Raw genomic sequence first — 19,513 nt, forward strand, 5'->3', positions numbered from 1 at the left:
GATCCCGGCGCAGCATAGCAGCCGCCTCGGTGCTGGCCTGCACGGACAGTGCGACGACGCCCTGCATCGCCATCCAGCGCCATCGCCGCCCGGTTGACACGTCCCCCCTCTATCCCGTTTCTTTGACCCCTTGCTGGGCGCCGCGGTTGTGTTCGCCCCCCTTCACACGCCGCGCTCGCACCCCGCACCCCGCACCCGATGACGTTACTCTTCACCCTCTTCCTCCCCGGCACCTCCCGCTCCCTCGATGTCGTCTCCTTCGAGGGCCGCGAGAAGGTCAACGCCTGCTTCTCGTACGATCTCGTCGTTCACATCCCCGCGGAGGACCCGCACGCTTTCGAGGCGTCGGCCTTCGATCAGGCCGCCGAGCTTCGCCTCCCGCGCCTCCTCGCGACGTCGGCGCCACCGGCCTCTGTCGCCCCCGCGTCAGCGCCCCCCGTGTCCTCGGCGGCCTCCTCCGGTGGTTCTCGTCGGGTCGCGGGCGTCCTCGATCGCGTCACCTGGCTCGGCCAGCATGCCCACGACGCGCTCGCGTTCCGCCTCCGCCTCGTCCCGCGCCTGGGGCGCCTGAAGCGCCGCCGCATGAGCCGCATCTTCCAGGACGTCACCGCTGCCGAGGTCATCGATCGCGTCCTCGACCTGCACGGCGTCCCGCGCCGCTGGGCCCTCGGCCGCGCGCTGCCCAGGCGTCCTTACTGCGTCCAGCACCGCGAGACGGACTACGCCTTCGTGCGCAGGCTCCTCGCGGAAGAGGCGCTCTTCTTCTTCTTCGAGGACCCCATGGGCACCCGTCCCGAGGAGCTGCTCGTCCTCGCCGACAGCACCTCCGTCTACGCCGACGTCCCCGGCGGTGCCCGGCTCGTCCACCGCCCTTCCAGCGGCGCGGGCGCCCTCTCCCGCGACGAGCACCACCTCTGGCACACGACGCTCCGCCGGGACGCCCGCGCCACCTCGGCGCTCATCCGCGAATACGATTACGAGCACCCGCGCATGGTGTATTCGTCAGCCGCGGACAGCGGCGCGCTCCCCGCCTTCACGGCTTCCGCCATTCGCCCGGTCGAGCCTTCTCCCGATCTCCGCGACCGCCCCGCCGTCCATTACGAGCACCACGGCGATTACGAGCGCGCCGAGGCCGACCGTACCGCAGGCCGGCAGCTCCTCGAACAGCTCCGTGTCGGGAGCGTCGTCCTCCGCGCCACCAGCGCCTGCCGGCGCCTCTCTCCCGGCCACCGCTTCGTCCTGGCGGAGCACGAGCACGCATCGCTCGATGTCGCCTGGGTCCTCCGCGCGGTCGAGCATCGCGGCCGTGCCCCCGCCTCCGGCGCGACCGCGGACGGCGGGCTCACCTACGAGAACCACCTCACCGCGGTCCCGGTCTCCACGCCCCTGCGTCCGGCGCCGCCACGGCGCGCGCCCACCCAGGTCGCCGAGACCGCCCTCGTGGTCGGTCCCGTTGCCCACGAGGTCCACACCGACGAGCTGGGGCGCATCAAGGTCCAGTTCCACTGGGATCTCGAGGGGACCTACGACGAGCACAGCTCCTGCTGGATCCGCGTCGCGCAGGCGTGGGCGGGGGAAGGCTTCGGGGCGCAGTTCATCCCGCGCGTGGGGATGGAGGTGCTCGTGACGTTCCTCGGCGGCGACGTCGATCGTCCCGTCGTCACGGGTTGCCTCTACAACGCGGCCCAGCCCCCCGCGTTCCAGCTCCCGCATGCCAGCGTCACCAGCGGCATCCGCACCCGCTCCAGCCCGGGAGGCGAGGGGCACCACGAGCTGAGCTTCAACGACGCCGCCGGCGCCGAGCGCCTCACCCTCAGCTCCCAGCGCGACATGAACCTCGCGTCGCGCCGTGACCTCGACACCAGCGTGGGGGCCGATCGGGTGACCCGCGTGGGCGGGGATGATCGGCTCGACGTCAGCGGGGATCGCCACGTGGCCACGGGCGGCGCTGCCCGGACCGAGATCGGCGGCGCCCGGGAGACCGAGATCCAGGCCACCGACACCCTCACTGTTGCCGAGGACCGCACCACCCGCGTCGGCGGTCTGGAGAGCGCGACCTGGCAGGGCGGCGCCACCTTCGAGAGCGGGCGCTCCTGCGTGCTCGTGGTCCGCGACAACCTCAGCGTGGTGGTGGGGGCCGGGCAGAGCGCCGCCCAGACCCACGTGGACGGCACCTACGCCGTGGCGGCCACCGGGGGTCTGTCCCTCCTCTCCCAGGAGACCATCACCCTCCGGGTGGGCAGCAGCGTGCTGGAGATCGCCGACGGGGCCATCACCCTCAAGGCCCCTGTGATCCGCCTGCAGGCCTCGGAGCAGCTCACCGCCGAGGGGAACGGTCCGCGGCTCTCGCTGGGCGACGACGCCGAGCTGGTGGCGAAGACCGTCCAGCTCTTCTCCGAGAAGGCCCGGCTGGAGCTGGACCGCGACGCGATCCTCAAGGGCGACAAGGTCCTCCTCAACTGCACGTCGCGGGATCCTCAGGCCGAAGCTGCCCGCGGCGAGGTGAAGAAGAAGCCCTTCCGGGTCCAGCTCACCGACGTCGACTTCGAGCCGTACGCGCGCAAGCACTTCGTCCTGCGCGCGGGGCCCGCCCGCATCGAGGGCGAGACCGACGCCGATGGCCACGCGAGCGCCGAGATCCCCGAGGACGCGCGGCTCGTGGACCTCACCGCCTGGCTCGACACGTACCCGACAGGGCGGCGCCGCTCCTGGCAGATCCAGGTGGCCAGCCTGCCGCCCGCCGAGACGCCCGCCGGGGCGCTGCAGCGCCTCTCGAACCTCGGTTACTTCAAGGGTGCCCCTGCGGAGGCGCTGACCGAGGACGGGCGCAGCGCGCTGCGCTGGTTCCAGAAGGATCACGACCTCGACGAGACCGGGAACCTCGACCCCGCCACCGCCGCCGAGCTGACCAAGGTCCACGGCGGCTAACCCCAGGAGAGGCACCACGCCCATGTCCGACCCGAGCCTCACCGCCGTCACCATCGGCGACTTCGTCGCCAAGCTCAGCGAGTTCCACCCGTACGGCGAGGAGCCGCCGCGCCTGTGCGCCGGGCTGAACGACGCCCGCACGGATGCGCCGGAAGGCACGGTGTTCGACGACAACACCGGGCTGCCCCTCGCGTGCAAGGCCGCGAAGCCCTACAGCGCCGAGACCATCGGCTCGATCCTCACGTGGATTGCCGGTCGGCTGGAGCGATCTCCCGTGGAGGCGTGGATGACCCAGCTCCCGTGCATGCTCCAGTGGGACAACGTCGACGCGGAGAGCGCCGCCGAGGAGCTGTGGGCCGAGGCGATCTCCGAGCAGTTCCTGGGCACCGCGTACTTCGGGCCGCTCCAGCTCTACAACCTGGGCGCGCCGATCATCCCGCCGCTGGCTGACGGCAAGAGGCCGCCCTCGCCCGCCAGCGAGACCTGGGAACAGTTCATGTTCCACCGGATCTGCATGAAGTACCCGCTGCAGCGGTTCCACATGGACGGGGACAAGGCGCGAGGCGCCCATCACGTCGGCTCCTGGCGCGATCCCGTGCCCGTCCCTGCCGGCGAGGACGCGACCTACGGCACCCCGTGGGTGGAGCATCAGAACGACGACCCTGCCGTTCCCATCGGCATCGCCTGCCAGCACATGACCACCTACGGCGTGCTGACGCGCGGCATGCCCCTGGCGTGGTTCGGCAATGCGACGTACCCCGCCTGCGGCCTCGCCGCCTCGAACGCCTGCCAGGGCATGCCCGCGTTCGGTGCTGCAGGGTCGGCGGCGGGCGTGAGCATGCTCGGCGGCGCGGGCGAGGCTGGTCTCGTGTCCATGCCCTCGCCGCCTGGAAAGTGGCTTTCCCCGGGCGACACGCCCCTCGATGCGCCCAGCGTCATCGCCGCTGGCCTCGCTCCGGGCTCGATCATCACCATGGATCCGGACAGCGGCGTCGCCGCGGGGACCATCACGCTCTACCTCTCGAAGTACGAGAGCCACGGCAACAACTTCCGCGCTGTCGTCGGCACCTACTTCGAGACGCGGAAGAAGGTCGGCGGCTCCACCTTCAACGACTCCTGGCTCTCCCCGGGCCGCAAGGCGCCCTCCGAGACGTATGTCGCCAAGGAAGCCGCCAAGGAGGCGAAGAACGACGAGAAGATCACGAAGCTAGAAAAGGAGATCGCTGCCGAAGAGCAGAAGGCCGCCGAGGGCAAGACCCAGGAGGCGAGGCAGAATGCCCAGGCCAAGCTCCAGGAGAAGCGGGCGATGCTCGGGGCGGCGCTGGCGGAGCGAAAGAAGATCGCGGAGATGAAGGCGCTGGCCGCCGACAGCACGACCCATCCATACGTGTACGGCTTCAACCAGCAGCTCCCGGGATCGCACATCTACTTCGTGCTGCGCGTCCACAAGAGCGGGAAGTCCTTCCAGGCCTTCAACGTGAGCGCCAACGAGACCCTGAAGCACCTCGAGACCTCGCACAGCGAGGTCATCTTCAAGGTCCAGGGGGAAGGGCACCTGGACGGCTACAAGGAGATCGAGCTGGCGCCAGGGAAGGGCAACATCACGTCGGGGATCGGCATCTTGCCGCCGCCCATCCAGCTCGCGGAGCACGCCATGTTCCTGCGGCGGGCGCGCCCCATCGGCCTCGCGCGCCTGGTGATCACCGAGCGTCCCAGGCAGGTGAGCAAGGAGCGTGCGGCCATGCTGCTGAACGAGCACGTCCTCTACGCGAGCCGCCTCGTGCAGACCTACGGGCCGGAGCTGCACCAGAACTACCCCGTCTCGCGGCTCCTCTGGGCTCTGCGCAACACGCCCGGGTTCACCGACCTCCAGTGCTGGTGGGTGGTCTTCGCGCCGCAAGGCCTCCTCGCCAAGTGCATGTGGGCCGAGGGCGCCCGCGAGATGAATCTCCAGAGGTTCATGAGCACGCTCCCCGACCACCCGGAGTGGGGCTGCTTCTCGTACTTCCTGTCGAGCTACTCGCCCGTGGCGGAGGCCAGGAGACCCCAGGATCACGAGCAGCGGCGGAAACAGGTGAAGCGCAAGCTCGTCCACGGTGTCCATTACCTGCCCCGGATCTGGCTCACCAACGAGGGCGACAAGGACGTCGCCGGCAAGGCGCGCTTCCATTGCAGGATCAAGTTCGTGGAGGGCGGGCCGCCGGAGACCGCACTGCCGCAGGCAGCTCCCGCTCCCCTGACGAAGGTGTTGAAGAACCTCGCCTGGGACCAGATCTACCTGCGCAAGGATCTCGAGCCCTTCCGGCGCGAGATCGAGGGTCAGACACCACCATTCTTCAAGGGATTCGCCGAGGAGCCGACCGATGAGAACCTTCCTGTGGCCTGATCCGCGCCGCGTCACCACCTTCCTCGGCCTCGCGGTGGCGGTGAGCGCGGTGGCGTGCACAGGCGCCCGCGATGCGTCCACGAGGCCATGCGCTCCTGCGCCGAGCCGCGCGATTTCGACGTGAGGCCGCAGATGTTCGTCAACTCGGCAGCTTGCCAGCGGCAGGCAGCCATCAAACCCCCGAAGTTCTGGCCCCGTGGTGCTGCCGTTCGAGCCCCTTCTCCGGAGTCACCTCCCTTGTGGGTGCCTCCACCCACCGCATCCATGACTTCGCCTTCCGAGCGCCTCATCGACGACGGTTTCCATGGCGATGAGTTCTCCTGCGCCGTGGCGACGATGCGTCTCGTCCACGACGAGCCCGTCGCCAACTTCATGTGGAAGCGACTCTCGGTGGCCAAGGAGGTGTGTGAGCACAGCGAATACCTCAAGTTCAAGGCGACCGAGGAGTTCCCGGCGTACCCCATGGACTTCCGCGCTTGCATGCTCCTCGCTGAGGCTGCCGAGTTGATAGACCCGGGTGAAGCTGTGGCCCTGTACTCGATGATGTGCACGCACAACGAGACACTCCAGCCGTCCGCCTCGGAGTACTTCGGCTGGCGAGCCACGGAAGAGGAGCTGGATAGTGTCCGCTTCGCCGCATGCAACCGGCTGAAGGTACTGAAGAAGGCCAGGAAGCGATGATGCCTGCCGATCCCGACGCGCTCCGTCGCTCCGTGAAGCTCGAGCGCTACGCCGAGGTGCTCGCGCACATCCTCCACTACCGCGCCGAGGATCTCTTCGAGGTCCTTGCCCGCCTCGGCGTCCCCGCAGACTCCTGGCACGCCGTCGACGCGGCCTGGACCGCCGAGCTTGCCCTCGGCATCAAGCGGCAGCAGCGCGACCAGGCGCTCCGCTTCAGTGCCACCTTCGCCAAGACGCGTGAGCGACTCGCCCGCACCGCGCTCCCTCTGGCCTCCCTCGGCGCGCCGGCTCCCCGCGACACACCCGTCCCTCCGGACCCGCCTCGCCCGCTTTCGTCGCTGCCCGGACCGAGCGAAGCTCCTTCGCCCTGGGCAGCCCGTCCTGCTTCCGTGCAGCCGACGTTCACCCCCGCACCTCCCGTGCTGCCTCCACCCCCATCGCCACCCTTTCAGCCGCCGGTAATTGTCACCCCTGTTCCGCCGCCCCTCGGCGCGCCGTCTTCGCTCGCAGCGCTTCGCGACACGGCCGACATCAGCGGCTCCGTCCCCCGGCAGCCGCTTCCCTTCGTCCAGGCGAAGTCGACGCCGGCTTCCTCCCCGCCCTCTCCCGCCCTCCTTCAGACGCCGCTCCCTCCTGTCGAGCCCACGCAAGCTCCTCCCCCGGGCAAGCGCTTGATGCGCTTCGATCCGCAGACGGGTCAGCCGCTCGCCACGCCCATCTGGGTCGACGCACCGCCGCCTCCGAAGGACGAGTAACGGCGCCGAGCGAGGGTGGTCCGACGGCGGAGCGCGCTGCACACCTGCGCTCACGCGGTGTCATACGGTCTGGCCTTAGGGGGGGCCAGGAGTCGCAGGACCATTGCGACTCGATATCAACCAGGACGCGTTCTCGGGTAACCTGAAGACACGCATCTTTTCTGCGCGGCTGGGGGGACCTGGACGCGCAAGGGCATGACGGCGGCCTGTGCGGCCGCGCATGGGGGAAATCATGATGCAGCAGCATTTCCCGGGCGGCGTGAATGCTGGCGCTGGTAGAAGCTCGTGGGTGCGGGGGTGGGATCATTATTTCTCGGCCTCGTCGGACCTGCTGTGCGTCGCCGGGCAGGATGGATTCTTCCGGGATCTCAACCCGGCATGGGCGCGCACACTCGGATACACGCTGGAGGAGCTACGCAGCGCGTCGTTCTTCGAATTCCTGCATCCGGACGATCACGGAATCACCGTGCAGGCGATGATGGGCGTCGTGGCTGCCGGGGGGGTGACGAATGCGGCCGACCCCGGGACGACGATGCTGATCAACCGCTATCGTCGCAAGGATGGGACGTTCGCGCGGCTCGCGTGGACGTCGGTCGTGGTGATCGACGGGCTGTATTACTGCGTGGCGCAGGACACCAGCGCGCGCCTGGAGGTCGAGGAGGCCCTGCGCGCCTCTCACGAGCGCTTGCAGCACCTCCTGCTCGCGAGCGGGGTGGGGCTCTACGCCATCGATTACCGCGGCGAACCGCGCCTCTCCTTCGTCAGCGGCAACCTGCGCGATCAGTTCGGCTACACGCCCGAAGAGCTGCGCGAGGATCCGACACTATGGTCGTGCAGGGTGCACCCGGACGATCGGGATCGGGTCATCGCCGAGCTCGCAGCGCTCCCCACGACGGGCGCGTGCTGCCGTGAATACCGCTGGCAGCGCAAGGACGGCACATACCGCTGGGTGCATGACCAGACGCAGCTCCTGCGCGATGCCGAGGGGCTTCCCCTGGAGGCCGTGGGCTCCTGGCAGGACGTCACCGCGCGCAAGGAGGCGGAGCGCACCATCGAGCAGCAGGCCGCCGCCCTGGTCGAGCTGTCCACGCCGCTCATCCCCATCCACGACCAGATCCTGGTGATGCCTCTCATCGGCATGGTCGACAGCCGGCGCGCAGCTCAGGTCATGAGCACGCTCCTCGACGGCATCGCCGAGCGGAGCGCCCGGTTCGTCATCCTGGACATCACGGGCGTGGGCATCATCGATACCAAGGTGGCGGATGCGCTCCTGCGAGCCGCCCGCGCGGCGCGCTTGCTGGGGGTGGAGGTCATCCTCACCGGCATCCGCGCGGACGTCGCCCGGACGCTGGTGGCGCTGGAGGTGGACCTCAGGGAGCTTTTGACCTTCGGGAAGCTCCAGGACGGCATCCTCCACGCCATGCGCCGGGCGCAGAGCAAGGCGACGCGCTGAAGAACTGCGCGGGCGTCGTGGTCAGGGCTTCGCCGGGAGCCCGGGCGCTTTCGTCGGCGTCTGCGCCCGCCTGGCGGGGGTCTCGAAGAAGGCGCGCAGGCCGTCGAGCTGCGCGCGGCGCCGGGCTGTGCAGAGGTGGATCGACTCCAGCGTGGTCGCCAGGCTCCGCGGTCCCCCGTCCAGCTTGGCGATGCGCGGCGAGAACAAGGTGCTGGTGCGCTCGGCATGGGCGCTGTCGCAGAAGCTCGAGGCGAGGCCGGGGAGCCAGCCGGAGCGCTGGGGGCCGAGGCGCTGGATGACGGCGTCGAGGTTCTGTTCGAGCCACTGCCAGGCGGCCTCGCGGAGGACGGGATCCTGGAGCTGGGTGCCGAGGATGTGCCTCACCTCGCGGGACTGCAGGCGCGGGTCCAGCGTCAGCTCGCGTGCGCGGGCGGCGAGCGCAGGCGCGCGCGCGGAGGCCATGCCGAAGAGGAGGTTGCTGCGATCTGACTCGTCCTCGGTGGCCGTGAGGACCGCGAGCGCTTGGGCGAAGAGCGCCGCGTCACCTTCCTGGAGAGCAACGGCGACGACCGTCGCGGCGAGTTCGGGGAGCACGATGTCGGTCTGGAGCGCCCCTCCGGCGATGTACGCGCGTCCCAGGGCGGCGGCCTCCTTGCGCACGGCGGGATCCATCGCGCTCAGCGCGAGGAAATGGAGGACGTCGACCCGGAGGATGCTGTCTCCCTCGGTTTCGCCGGGGCTGCCAGGCTTGCCGCCCGCGCCGCTCCGGGGCCTCCAGCGGTGCTTCAGGAAGACGGGGGTGTAGAGCCGCTGTGCGTAAGCCTCGACGGCGCCCTGGGCAGGGTCGCCGTGGAGCCAGTCGAGGGCGTTGCGGAGGAGCGCGATGGGCTCCACGGCGACCTCGTGGCGGGGGTCGCTGGCGAGCGGGGCGAGGGTGGCGAGGGCGTCGGCGCCCGACGTCGCTCCCTGGCGGAACGAGGCCTTCACGCTGGTGCCGAGCGAGAGCTTCTCGCGGACGCTGAGGTGCGGGAGGCCCAGCCTGGCGAGCTTGTCGAGCTGGGGGGCAGGGAGGCTCCAGCGGTAGTAGCCGCTGCCGTCGGCGTTGGGGGCGATCCACGCCGGGCAGGTGTCGCCCACGAGCGGCAGGTCGCCCTCTCGCTCGGTGAGTAGGACGCAGGAGGTCTCCAGGGCCTTGCCGCCCGCATCCCGGGGGTAGCGCGCGCAGACGGGGACCTGCCACCGGGCCGTGCGGTCCCCGGCCGAGCCGAGGGGAAGGTAGCGCGATTGCTTCAGGTGGAGCCTGGGCTTGCCCTCGCAGGTGAGGCTGGCCTCGATGAGGGGGATGCCGGGCTGGTCGAGGAAGGTGCGCATCGGGGTCGCCACGTCGCGGCCGGTGGCGCGGGAGATCTCCGCGAGGTAATCGTCGTCGGTGGCATTGCCGTAGCGGTGCGCGCCGAGGAAGGCGCGGATGCCGCGCTGGTAGGCCTCGGGGCCGAGCCAGCGCTCGAACATGGTGATCACGCCGTAGCCCTTGTCGTACGTGATGCCGTCGAAGGCGTTGGTGATGTCGTGGTGGTCGCGGATCTCCTGGCGGATCTTGCGCGCGCTGACCAGGCCGTCGGTGCCCATCGCGCCGTGCACGTTGTCGAGCATGTGGGTGTCGAGGTCGATGTCGGGGCGCACCGCCCGCACGGCGTGGGCGGCGAGCCAGTTGGCGGAGGCTTCCTTGAGCCACAGGTCGTTCCACCAGGGCATGGTCACCAGGTCGCCGAACCACATGTGCGCGAGCTCGTGGGCGCCGACGGAGAAGAAGGCGTGGCGCTGCCGCGTCGAGGAGTGGGGCTCCTCGATGAGGAGCAAGAACTCGCTGAAGGTCACCGCGCCCGCGTTCTCCATGGCGCCGCGCTTGTCGGGGACGGCGATCATGTCGAGCTTGTCGAAGGGGTACGGCAGCGCGGTGTAGTCCTCCAGCGCCTTGACGAGGGAGCCCGTGTGCCGGAGCGCGTACGCGAGCTCCGCGCCGCGGCCCTTGGTGGCCACCCCGCGGAGAGGCAAGGGAGTCTTGCGCGCCGGGGTGGGAGGAACGGCGGGCGCGTCGACGACGTCGAGCGGGCCCACGGCGAAGGCGAGCAGGTAGGTGGGCAGCGGGGGCGTGGTCGCGAACGTCACCCGGTCAAGGTCGCCGGTGGCGGAGGCGCGCTCGACCTCGCGCCCGCTGGAGATGGCTACCTCGCCGCGGGGGACGAGGAGGGTGACGTCGAAGGGGGTCTTGTAGGCAGGCTCGTCGAAGCCCGGGAAGGCGAGGCGCGCGCTCGTCGCCTCGAACTGGGTGAAGGCATAGGCGCGCCTGCCGCGGCGGACCTTGTAGAGGCCGAAGCTCGTCTCCGGGAGCGGCGCGTCGTAGTCCACGTGCAGCGTGACCCGGCCGGGGCCCACGGGGCGGTCGAGGGTCAGCTTCGCGACGCCGGTGGGGTCCACCTGTTCGAGCTTGCCGGCGACGGGCTGGCCCCCCTCGGGGCGGGCGCTGGCGCTCTTCGCGGCGAGGTCGCGGGCATGCATCCAGAGGATGCTTCGGGGCGCCGGCAGGTCCACGAGGATCTCGGCCGTCCCCGAGAAGCGGTCCTGGGCGGGGACGATCTGCAGGGTGAGCTTGTAGTGGAGGGGGCGCGCGTGGCCAGGGAGCTGGCCGAGCGGGGGGGCCTCGCTGGCCTCGGCCGCGGGCGGAGGTGCGGCGCGACCGGGCGGCGGGGCAACGGGCGAGGAGGGCGGTGGGGCCGGAGGCGCTTCACGCGGGGTGCATGCGCCGAGGGTGCCAGCGGCGAGCGAGAGGGTGAGCGAGAGGGCGAGCGGAGACGTGATGTAGGCGAGGCGGCGGAGCAGGGGCACGGCGCCCTCATACACCTGCGGGCCGCGCCCGTCGAAAGCTCCGGTGATACAAGGGGGAGCGATCGGAGGAGGGAGGCAGCGCGATGAGGGAGGACTGGATCGAGATCGGGCAGCTCGCGGAGTTCCCCGCGGGCGAGGCGGTGCTGCGCAAGGACACGGCGGGGAACCGCTACGCCTGCGTGCGGACGGGAGACGCGGTGCACGCGGTCGACGACAGGTGTCCGCACCAGGGCTATCCCCTCTCGCAGGGCTGTGTGCGCGACGGCGTGCTGACGTGCGCGTGGCACAACTGGAAGTTCGACCTGGCGACGGGCGAGAACCAGTTCGGCGGCGATCCGGTGCGCCGCTACCCGACGCGCGTGGAAAACGGCCGCGTGCACCTGAACCGGGCCGTCGACCGTGGCGCCGAGACCCGGCGGCTGCTGGCGTCGCTGCGGGCGGCGCTCTCCCGCGACGAGATGCCGCGCGCGCTCCGCGAGGCGCTGCGCCTCTCGGCGCTCGGGCTGCCGCTCGGCGAGGACAGCGGCCTCGGGCGGATGGGGGTGGCGTTCGAGGTGGTGGCCCGCGACGGCGCCGAGCGCGCCGAGTACGGCTTCGATCACGGGCTCGCGATGCTGGCCGATCTGTGCGCGTGGGTGGAGCGGGGGTGGGTGCAGCCCGAGGAGGCCTTCGTGGCGGGGGCGCACGCGATCGCCGAGCCCTCCATCCACCTGCCGCCGCGCTCCAAGGTGCTGGCGAAGCAGGGGGACCGCGCCCTCGCGGCGTTCCTGGGGAGCTACGAGGAGCGCCAGGAGCACGGGAAGATCGTGGCCGCCCTGGAGAACGAGCGGCGCGAGGAGGCCGAGTCGCGCATCCGGGAGCTCTGCGAGAGCGAGGGGACCGAGGGTGTGCGGGTGGCGCTTCTCCCGTTCGTCGCGCAGCACCAGCTCGACTACGGTCACGGCGCGATCTTCCTCGCCAAGGCCTGCGAGCTGGCGAGGCGCTTCCCGGCCGTGGCCGATGACCTCCTCGCCGCGTCCGTGGTGCAGCTCTCCTGGGCCACGATCGACACGAGCTTGCCTCCCTGGGCAGCCACGCGGGCGGCGCTGGGGCGGGTGAACGAGGCCCTCGGGGTGCGCGGTGACGCGGGCGGGGGCGAGATGGAGGACGCCGACCGCGCCATCTACGAGGCCGCGGTCCTCGCGGGGGAGCGCCAGGCCGCGGACGCGACGGTGGTCCGGCTGGGGCAGGGGGTGGACCCGGTGGCGCTCCTCCGCGCCGCGGCCCACGCTGCTGCGGTGCGCGTCGCGCGGTTCGACGAGGCCTGGGAGCAGCGGCGCGACGCGGAGGTCTCGGTCCTCGACGTGACGCACGCTGTCACCTTCGCCGAGGCCGCGATCTCGCTGGTGCAGGGCAAGAGCGCGGGGAGCGGCGCGGGCGGCGTGGGCGGCGTGGGCGTCGTGGGCGGCGTGGGCGTCGTGGGCGTCGTGGGCGGCGTGGGCGGCGTGGGCGTCGTGGGCGGCGTGGGCAGCGTGGGCAGCGAGAGCGGCGCGAGCGACGAGCACGCCGCGCGGCTCGCCGTGCTGGCGGCGTCGTTCGTGGGAAAGCTGAGGCACGCCGACGGCGAGGCGCCCCGGCCCGCGAAGGAGGCGAGTGGCTCCCTGTCCGAGGCCCTGGCATCACGCGACGTGGGGCGCGCCCTGGCGATCACCGAGGCGCTGACGTCCGAGGAGCGGCTCGCGGCCTACGCCGAGATCGCGCCGTTTGCTGCGTTCGACATGGCGGTGCGCCCGATCTTGACGGCCCACGCGATCAAGATGACCGAGGCGCTGCATCGGCTCGAACGCGGTGACACGCAGGCCGATGGCGCGTATCTGCGGGCGCTGGTCGCCTACATCGTGCCCAGGAGGCCCGAGTTCCAGGTGCGTCGCATTGCTGAAGTGGCGCGGCGCTTTCTGCGCGACGGCCGTCCTCCGGAGTCGCTGTACTGAGCTGCGGCCTCCGCCGTACCGCGCGGCAGACGGGGTGGCCCGACCGCGATGCACTGCTGCATCGGGCACTCGACGGAGTCGCTCTTGGTAGTGCCCGCGCGGCGAGCCGTGGTACGCCAGAGGGAGGTCCATGGGGCTTCAGGTCGGCTATCAGGTCACCCCGCATGTGAAGCTGGTGAGGCTCCTCAGGAAGGGGGGCATGGGGTCGGTGTGGACCGCAGAGCACACCGCCCTGCGGACCGAGGTGGCCGTGAAGTTCATCGCCGCCGGCTCGTCACACAGCCCGGCGCTCGTCGCGCGCTTCAGCCGTGAGGCGACCTACACCGCGCAGATCAAGAGTCCGCACGTGGTGCAGGTGCACGATCACGGCGTCACGGCCGACGGCCAGCCGTTCATCGTGATGGAGCTGCTCGAAGGCGAGGACCTCGACGAGCGGCTGCGGCGCCTCGGGCCGCTGCCCACCCAGGAGGTGGCGCAGATCCTCGGCCAGCTCTGCAAGGTGGTCGGCAAGGCCCACCAGCTCGGGATCATCCACCGCGACATCAAGCTCAGCAACGTGTTCCTGCTCGACGCCGACGGCGACGGCGACGTGTTCACGAAGCTGCTCGACTTCGGGGTCGCCAAGCAGCACGGCGACAAGGGGCCGCAGATCACCGCCGGGGGCGACGTGGTGGGGACGCTCGTGTACATGAGCCCCGAGCAGCTCAACGACGCCCGCGAGGTGGACAACCGGAGCGATCTCTGGTCGCTCGGCGTGGTGGTCTACCGCATGCTCACCGGCGAGCTGCCGTTCCGCCGCGACGGCGGGGTCGCCCAGCTCCTCCTCGCGGTGAACGCCGGCCAGTTCACGCCGGCGACCGCGCTGCGCGCCGACCTCCCGCGCGCCGTGGACGCCTGGTTCCAGAAGGCGCTCACGCGGGACCCCGGCGCGAGGTTCACGAGCGCGCGCGAGATGAGCGAGGCCTTCGACCTGGCCGTGGGCTGGGAGTCGACCAACGTGCGGTCCTGGCGGACCGGCGCCGCGCTCGCGCAGCAGATGGCCGCGGCGCGCCGGGTGGACGTGCACCGGGAAGTCGCGCCGACCCTCGTCGATCCGGTGGAGATCGATCTGGCATCGTTCGGCTCGGCGCTCGCGGGTGCTGCGGCCAGCGCGTCTCCCGCTGCGTCGGCACCCGGCGGGTCACCCGCAGCGCTGGCCTCGGGCCCGCTGGAAGCTGGCCCTGAGGTGGCGCCCGCGGCCGGTTCTGCCCCTGCCGCGGCTGCAGACGCCGTGGCGACGCCCGTGCCCAGAGCTGCGCGCGCCGCCATGGAACAGACCGAGGCTGCGTCTGCGCGGGCAGCGACGCCCAGCGGGGACGGGGCCACCAGCGCCTCGACGAAGGGGCGTCCAGCGAACGTGGCGCCGGTGAGCGCCTGGCTCGCGAAGGCCGCGACGGCGGAGATGGATCCCGTGGAGGTGACGCCCGTGTCGGCGTCTGCGTCGAGCGAGGAGCTGGTGTCGCTGTCGAAGGTGGAGTCCAACTCGAACACCGCCGTCGTGCACCTCGAAGCCCTGTCAGATGCCGAGGCGGGGAGCGGCAGCGGCGGGTGGAGCCTGCTCCGCGTGGGCGCCGCAGGGCTCGCGCTCGGTGTCGCGGGCATGCTGGCCGTGGCCCTGCTGCGGGGCCGTCCAGCAGGGCCGGCGGATGCGGGTCCCGCGTCGGGGGTGCCGCTCGGTGTCGAACCTGGCGCGGTAGGCGCGCCGGCGGTGGTCCAGGAGCGGGGTGAGCCCGGGGAGAACACGCCTGCGGAGATGAAGCCCGAGAAGGCGCCCGGCGAGGCGAAGCCCGGGGGAGACGCGCCCGAGGTCGTGCCAGCACCCGCATCGGCAGGCGCGCCGCCGGCGGATGGCGCTGCGCCCGGGACCACCCCGACAGCGTCAGGCGCTTCACCGGCGGCGTCTCCGGGCGCTACGCCGCAGGGCGCCGCGACGCCACTCCCTGGAGCGCGTCCTCCCGCGTCGCCTCCCCAGGGCTCCAGGCCTCCGTCCGGCGCCGCTCCCTCCGGCAACAAGTCGACCTGGAAGAACTCGCGCAAGGCGTCGACGTTCTAAGTCTCCACGAGGGGACTCGCGTCCCCTCGCCCTGCCAGCAGTGAGGGCCGGCAGTGAGGGCCGTCAGTTCGGCGGGGGGGCGTTTGGGGTGGGCGCCGGCAATTTGGAGGGCACAGGCGCGCGCTGCTGGGCCCGCGCCGCGTTGAGCTCACGCTGCAGCGTCGCCTTCTCCAGCTCCGCCGCCGCGAGCTGCGCCTCCAGGTCGCGCTGCGTCTCCCTGAGATCTTCGATCTCCTTCTGCGCGCTTGTGAGGGCTTCTTTCTGCGTCTCCACCAGGTTGCTCAGCCGGCGCGTCTCGCCCTGCTCCGCCTCGATCGCGCCTTTCACCGAGCCCGCGATAGAAGCGCCCTGGGGCGACCCGTCCTCCAGGGTGGCCACCGCCCGGTCCGCGATGGTGTAGCGCTGGAGGGCGCTCTGCATGCCCCGGGCCGCATCGTCGGCTTTCGAATCGAGCCGGTCGGCCTCCTTTCGCACCTTCTGTGCAGCGTCCTCCTTCCTCTCCGCCTTCAAGCGCTCGGTGGACCAGCGCGGCGCCTTGCTGAGGGCCAGGCGCGCTTCTTCCTCGGCCACCTTGGCCTCCTCGCGTTTGCGCTTCGCGGCCTCCTCGGCGTCCTGGTGCGCCTTCTGGGCCTCCTTGTAGAGCCGCTCCGCTTCGACGCGCTCGTCCCGCGCGCGCGCGACGCGCTCCTCGTAGGCATTCTCGACCACGGACCTCGCCTGCTGCTCGCTCGCAAGCGCCTCGCTCTTCTCCTGCAGCGCGCGCTGGTTCTCCGAGTAGAGGATGATCACCACGATCATCAGCACCCCGAGCAGGGCGATGCTCGTGGCGAGGATCGACACCACCCGCCGCTGCGAGCGCATGGCCTGCTCGGCGCGCTCCCGCCGGGCCCGTTCCACCTCCGCCTGCTGCCGTGCCGCCTCGGCGCGCCCTTGCTCCTCCTGGGAGGCCTGGAGGAAGTCGTGCTCGTCGGGGGTCACGTCGTCGCGCCCCTTGGCCCAGGCGAGCGCGATGCGCAGCGAGTCTCCGCGCAGCACGTGGTCCTCCTTCCGGCCCGAGTCCTTCCAGATCTGCAGCGGCTCGGTGAGGAACCGGCGGGCGAGGCGCTCGTCGACCCAGGCACGATCGAAGACGCTGGCGAAGATGCGGTTCCGTAGCCGGAACCGCGTCCGCGAGGCGCTCCGGGTGGGCTCCTCGGGCGACAGCTCCTCGGGGTCGAGGCGCTCCTTCCGCTCCGCGGCGAGGCCGGCGATGCGCAGCCCGAACTGGCGCGGGTTGTTCCCGTCGGCGTCCACGTCCTCGCCGTTGAGGAGGCGCCCGTAGAGGTGCAGCATCACCGGGATGCGGGCGTCGGCGCGGTCCCCGGCGAAGCGCCGCTCCGCATCGAGGAGGATGGGATCGCTGATGCGACCGCTGTCGAGGAAGAGCGTGTCCACGAGGTCCTTCACCCGCGCCGCATCGCTCTTGCGTTTGCCCCCCTTGCGCTTGCCTTCCTTGCTGTCGCCGCCCTTGCTGTCGCCGCCCTTGCTGTCGCCGTCCTGCGCCTCGCCCCCCGCGGAGGACTGCTGGCAGAGGTGGTAGCAGAGCCGCTGGGTGAGCGCCGGGTGGCCGCTCGTCCAGTCGAGGACGGCCCCGAGGAGCGCCTCCGGGTCTGCGCTGGCGTTCGCGAGGCCGGGGAGGAACGTGCGCGCCTCCTCGCGGGAGAAATCGTCGAGGCGGACCTCGAACGAGTTGTTGAACGGCGTGCGCTCGGGATCGGCCACGAGGTCGAGGGGGGCGGCGACCCCGATCAGGCAGAAGGTCAGCCTGCCCCACCGGGGGGCGTCCGCGCGCGCTTCCCGCGCGGAGCGGATCAGCCCGAAGAAATCGTCCCGCGAGAAGGGCAGGCCGAGGGTGACGTCGATCTCGTCGAGGAAGATCACGACCGGCGGACCCTCGTCGTCCTCGCCGAGCACCACGTCCCCGAGGAACTGGCGGAAGCGTCGGACCGGCGACATGCGGCGGTTCTTGCGCCAGAGCTCGTCGAGGTCGGGGTCGAGGCCGAGGTCCTCGTGGATGGCCGCCGCGATGCTGAAGTACCACTCGTCGGCGCTCGCCCCGCTGCCGATGCTGGTGAGGTCGATGGAGACGCAGCGGACTCCCCGCCCGCGCAGCCGCTCCTGGGTGCGGATCCGCAGGCTCGACTTGCCGATCTGCCGCGGCGCCAGCACGTAACAGGGCTCGCGCCGCAGGAGCCGCTCGAACAGCTCGGCGTCCGACTTGCGGACGACGTAGAAGCCCTGCCCGTCGGCGTCGACGATGCCGCGCCCCTCGGTCTGGAAGGACTGCGAGGAGGAGGGGACGGCGCTGTCGGGGGCGGTCATCACGGCTGGGCGCACATGTGGCGGAAATAGGCCTCGTACAGGGGGTAGCGGAGCCGGTAAGCGCCGTACGTCCCGCGGATCAAGCCGGCCCCGCGGAGCCGGTCCTCGATCTCTGGATCGAGCCTGTCCACCTGGCCGGCGAGGACCCGGCACAGCGCCCCGCGCAGCTCGCCGTCGAGCTTGCGCCGGAGCTGGCCCAGGAAGTCGCGGTAGATGCCGCCGTCCTGCTGCGCCGCCTCCACGATGCGCGCGATCGCGGTGCCGTGGAGGGCCGCCTCGTGCAGCGCCAGCCGGAGCAGGTAGGGGTGGCCGCCGACCAGCTCCACCAGCGCGCGGCGATCGGCGTCGCTCCAGCGGAGGCGGTAGAGGGCCGTCAGCTCCACGACCTGGGCCTCGTCGAGCTCCTGCAGGCGCACCAGCATCGCCGCGTTGAAGAAGGGAGACCGGTGGATCTCCTCCTTCAGCAGCGTGGGCTCGGTGGAGACGGCGATGGCAATCCGCAGGCGGTCCCAGGGGGGCTTGCTCTCCTGCGCCCAGGAGCGGAGCAGGCCGAGGAAGTGCTCCCAGAACCCGAAGCGCGGGAGCTGATCGGCCGACTCGATGGCCACCAGCAGGCGCTCGGTGACGGTGTTGAGGAGGTGCGTCTTGAGCAGCCAGGTGAGCCGCCGCGCCGCCGTCCCCGGCCGGCCCCACGCATCCTCCAGCCACGCCTCGTTGCCCTCCACGCCCTCCACGAGGCGCATGGCCAGCTCGTAGAGGAAATCCTCGTGGGAGACCTGCGCCTCCGGGTCGAAGGTGGACAGCTCGACGAGCACGCTGCGGCTCTGCTTGCCGGCGGCCTGGTCGGTGCGCACCGCGTCGTCGAGGACGTGCCGGAGCAGCGCCGTCTTGCCCGAGCGCGCCGAGCCCAGGAGGACCACGGGGCTCCCCGCCTCCGCGAGCCCCGACAGCACCCGCCGCTCCACCAGCGGTTGCCGCACGTAGCACTGCGGATCGTACCCCGCCCTGGGCGGGAGCGGCTCGGGCGGCGGGCGCAGGCTCGTCGTGGGTGGATCGGGCGGCAGCGAGGGACGCGAGGGCGTGAGGGCCATGAGCAGCGCCTTCACGAGCGCGGGCAACCCCTCGTGGGTGGGCGTCTGCCGGTAGAAGACGGGCCGGATCCCGTACTTGCCCTGGAGGCGCTGGCGCACCGAGCCGCTCTCCGCCTTCCCCTCGTGGGGCAGGATGGCGAAGTGGCGCGGATCGCCAGGCCCCATCAGCGCCTTCACCTCGCGGAACACGCCCATGAGATCGAGGTCGCTGAGCGAGAAGCCCAGCGAGACCACGCGCTGCGCCGCGAGGAGCGCGAACAGCCTGGGCCAGGTCTCCGCGTGGCGCACGTACCGCTCGGTGTAGTCCCGCTCGGTGAGGACGATGCCCTCGGGCGCGTCGAACCGCCCATGGAGATAGATGTACCGGCGCCCGTAGGTGGGGTCTCCGATGCGCTGGATGATCTCGCGGAGGTTCGCCGCCTCCGTCCAGGTGACCGCGACCGCCCGGGGGCGGTGGAACGCCGCCGTGTGGGCCTGCTCCAGCACCGCGTCGTAGTTCGTGGTGAGGATGTGCCGGAAGGGGAGCCGCACCAGGTCCTCGTGGAAGGTGTCGTGGGGCGCCTCCTCGGGGCCGAAGGTGGTGCGGATGAAGCTCGTGTAGAGGTCCGGCCCGAGCAGACTGCGGTACTCCTCGGCCCGCCAGAGCATGTCCTGCTCGGCCTTCAGCGCCGCGAGCTTGGCCTCCGCCGTGGGATCGTTCTCGCCGATGGTGGTGGCCATGCGGTCGAGGAGACTTCCCCAGAGGGGATAGCGCACCCGGGCGCTGGACCCGGCTCCCACGAGGGCGAGCGCGCTCCCGGTCGGGAAGGCCCCGGTGCCCGTCGGGCGGAGTGCTTCGAGGAGATCCTCGAACGCCTTGCGGTTGCCCGCGCCTTCGACCAGCCACTCGCTCATGAGGCCACCTCTACCG

At 71.4% G+C, this 19,513-nt stretch carries 11 protein-coding genes; 8 read left to right on the top strand and 3 right to left on the bottom strand.

Going from position 1 to position 19,513, the window contains the following annotated elements:
• Positions 1–198 precede the first annotated feature (198 nt).
• The 6 genes from tssI (at position 199) to CAP_RS03800 (ending at position 8,203) form a co-directional block, all read left to right on the top strand.
• Positions 199–2,928 carry a type VI secretion system tip protein TssI/VgrG gene (gene tssI / locus CAP_RS03780; RefSeq protein WP_044236141.1) on the top strand — a complete coding sequence of 910 codons (2,730 nt, stop codon included), beginning with the start codon at positions 199–201 and terminating at the stop codon, positions 2,926–2,928.
• Between the two features lie 22 nt (positions 2,929–2,950).
• Complete coding sequence (locus CAP_RS03785; protein WP_044236143.1) at positions 2,951–5,314, top strand: hypothetical protein; 2,364 nt, start codon at positions 2,951–2,953, stop codon at positions 5,312–5,314.
• Positions 5,292–5,438, top strand: a complete 147-nt coding sequence (locus tag CAP_RS49835) for a hypothetical protein (protein ID WP_156040470.1) — start codon at positions 5,292–5,294, stop codon at positions 5,436–5,438. Before CAP_RS03785 ends, CAP_RS49835 begins: the two co-directional genes overlap by 23 nt.
• Positions 5,439–5,578: 140 nt before the next feature.
• Positions 5,579–5,995: a hypothetical protein gene (locus CAP_RS03790; RefSeq protein WP_044236145.1), complete on the top strand. Its 417-nt coding sequence runs from the start codon at positions 5,579–5,581 to the stop codon at positions 5,993–5,995.
• Entirely contained in the window at positions 5,992–6,750 is a 759-nt protein-coding gene (locus CAP_RS43680) for a hypothetical protein (protein WP_156040471.1), read from the top strand. Before CAP_RS03790 ends, CAP_RS43680 begins: the two co-directional genes overlap by 4 nt.
• A 232-nt stretch (positions 6,751–6,982) precedes the next feature.
• Positions 6,983–8,203: a PAS domain-containing protein gene (locus CAP_RS03800; RefSeq protein WP_197040986.1), complete on the top strand. Its 1,221-nt coding sequence runs from the start codon at positions 6,983–6,985 to the stop codon at positions 8,201–8,203.
• Positions 8,204–8,224: 21 nt separating this feature from the next.
• Here the strand turns inward: CAP_RS03800 and CAP_RS03805 are convergent, their stop codons facing one another.
• A complete protein-coding gene (locus CAP_RS03805; RefSeq protein WP_156040472.1) occupies positions 8,225–11,089 on the bottom strand; it encodes a M1 family metallopeptidase in 2,865 nt (954 codons plus the stop codon).
• Between the two features lie 83 nt (positions 11,090–11,172).
• Here CAP_RS03805 and CAP_RS03810 point away from each other — a divergent pair, with 83 nt between their 5' ends.
• A complete protein-coding gene (locus tag CAP_RS03810) occupies positions 11,173–13,059 on the top strand; it encodes a Rieske 2Fe-2S domain-containing protein (RefSeq protein ID WP_044236147.1) in 1,887 nt (628 codons plus the stop codon).
• Positions 13,060–13,189: 130 nt separating this feature from the next.
• Positions 13,190–15,151 (top strand): serine/threonine-protein kinase, encoded by a 1,962-nt coding sequence (locus tag CAP_RS53300; protein ID WP_063748633.1) that lies wholly within the window; start codon positions 13,190–13,192, stop codon positions 15,149–15,151.
• A gap of 63 nt (positions 15,152–15,214) precedes the next feature.
• On the opposite strand, the gene CAP_RS43685 is transcribed toward CAP_RS53300, so the two are convergent.
• Complete coding sequence (locus CAP_RS43685; RefSeq protein WP_052374101.1) at positions 15,215–17,512, bottom strand: AAA-like domain-containing protein; 2,298 nt, start codon at positions 17,510–17,512, stop codon at positions 15,215–15,217.
• A complete protein-coding gene (locus tag CAP_RS03825; protein WP_044236148.1) occupies positions 17,512–19,497 on the bottom strand; it encodes an AAA-like domain-containing protein in 1,986 nt (661 codons plus the stop codon). Before CAP_RS03825 ends, CAP_RS43685 begins: the two co-directional genes overlap by 1 nt.
• Positions 19,498–19,513 lie beyond the last annotated feature (16 nt).

Source organism: Chondromyces apiculatus DSM 436, assembly GCF_000601485.1.
Taxonomy (GTDB): Bacteria; Myxococcota_A; Polyangia; order Polyangiales; family Polyangiaceae; genus Chondromyces; species Chondromyces apiculatus.

Excerpts from the sequence above, each read along its gene's own strand:
- CAP_RS03825 (WP_044236148.1), bottom strand. The coding sequence starts at position 19,497 with ATGAGCGAGTGGCTGGTCGAAGGCGCGGGCAACCGCAAGGCGTTCGAG.
- CAP_RS43680 (WP_156040471.1), top strand. The coding sequence starts at position 5,992 with ATGATGCCTGCCGATCCCGACGCGCTCCGTCGCTCCGTGAAGCTCGAG.
- CAP_RS03790 (WP_044236145.1), top strand. The coding sequence starts at position 5,579 with ATGACTTCGCCTTCCGAGCGCCTCATCGACGACGGTTTCCATGGCGAT.
- tssI (WP_044236141.1), top strand. The coding sequence starts at position 199 with ATGACGTTACTCTTCACCCTCTTCCTCCCCGGCACCTCCCGCTCCCTC.
- CAP_RS53300 (WP_063748633.1), top strand. The coding sequence starts at position 13,190 with ATGGGGCTTCAGGTCGGCTATCAGGTCACCCCGCATGTGAAGCTGGTG.
- CAP_RS49835 (WP_156040470.1), top strand. The coding sequence starts at position 5,292 with ATGAGAACCTTCCTGTGGCCTGATCCGCGCCGCGTCACCACCTTCCTC.
- CAP_RS43685 (WP_052374101.1), bottom strand. The coding sequence starts at position 17,512 with ATGACCGCCCCCGACAGCGCCGTCCCCTCCTCCTCGCAGTCCTTCCAG.
- CAP_RS03810 (WP_044236147.1), top strand. The coding sequence starts at position 11,173 with ATGAGGGAGGACTGGATCGAGATCGGGCAGCTCGCGGAGTTCCCCGCG.
- CAP_RS03800 (WP_197040986.1), top strand. The coding sequence starts at position 6,983 with ATGATGCAGCAGCATTTCCCGGGCGGCGTGAATGCTGGCGCTGGTAGA.
- CAP_RS03785 (WP_044236143.1), top strand. The coding sequence starts at position 2,951 with ATGTCCGACCCGAGCCTCACCGCCGTCACCATCGGCGACTTCGTCGCC.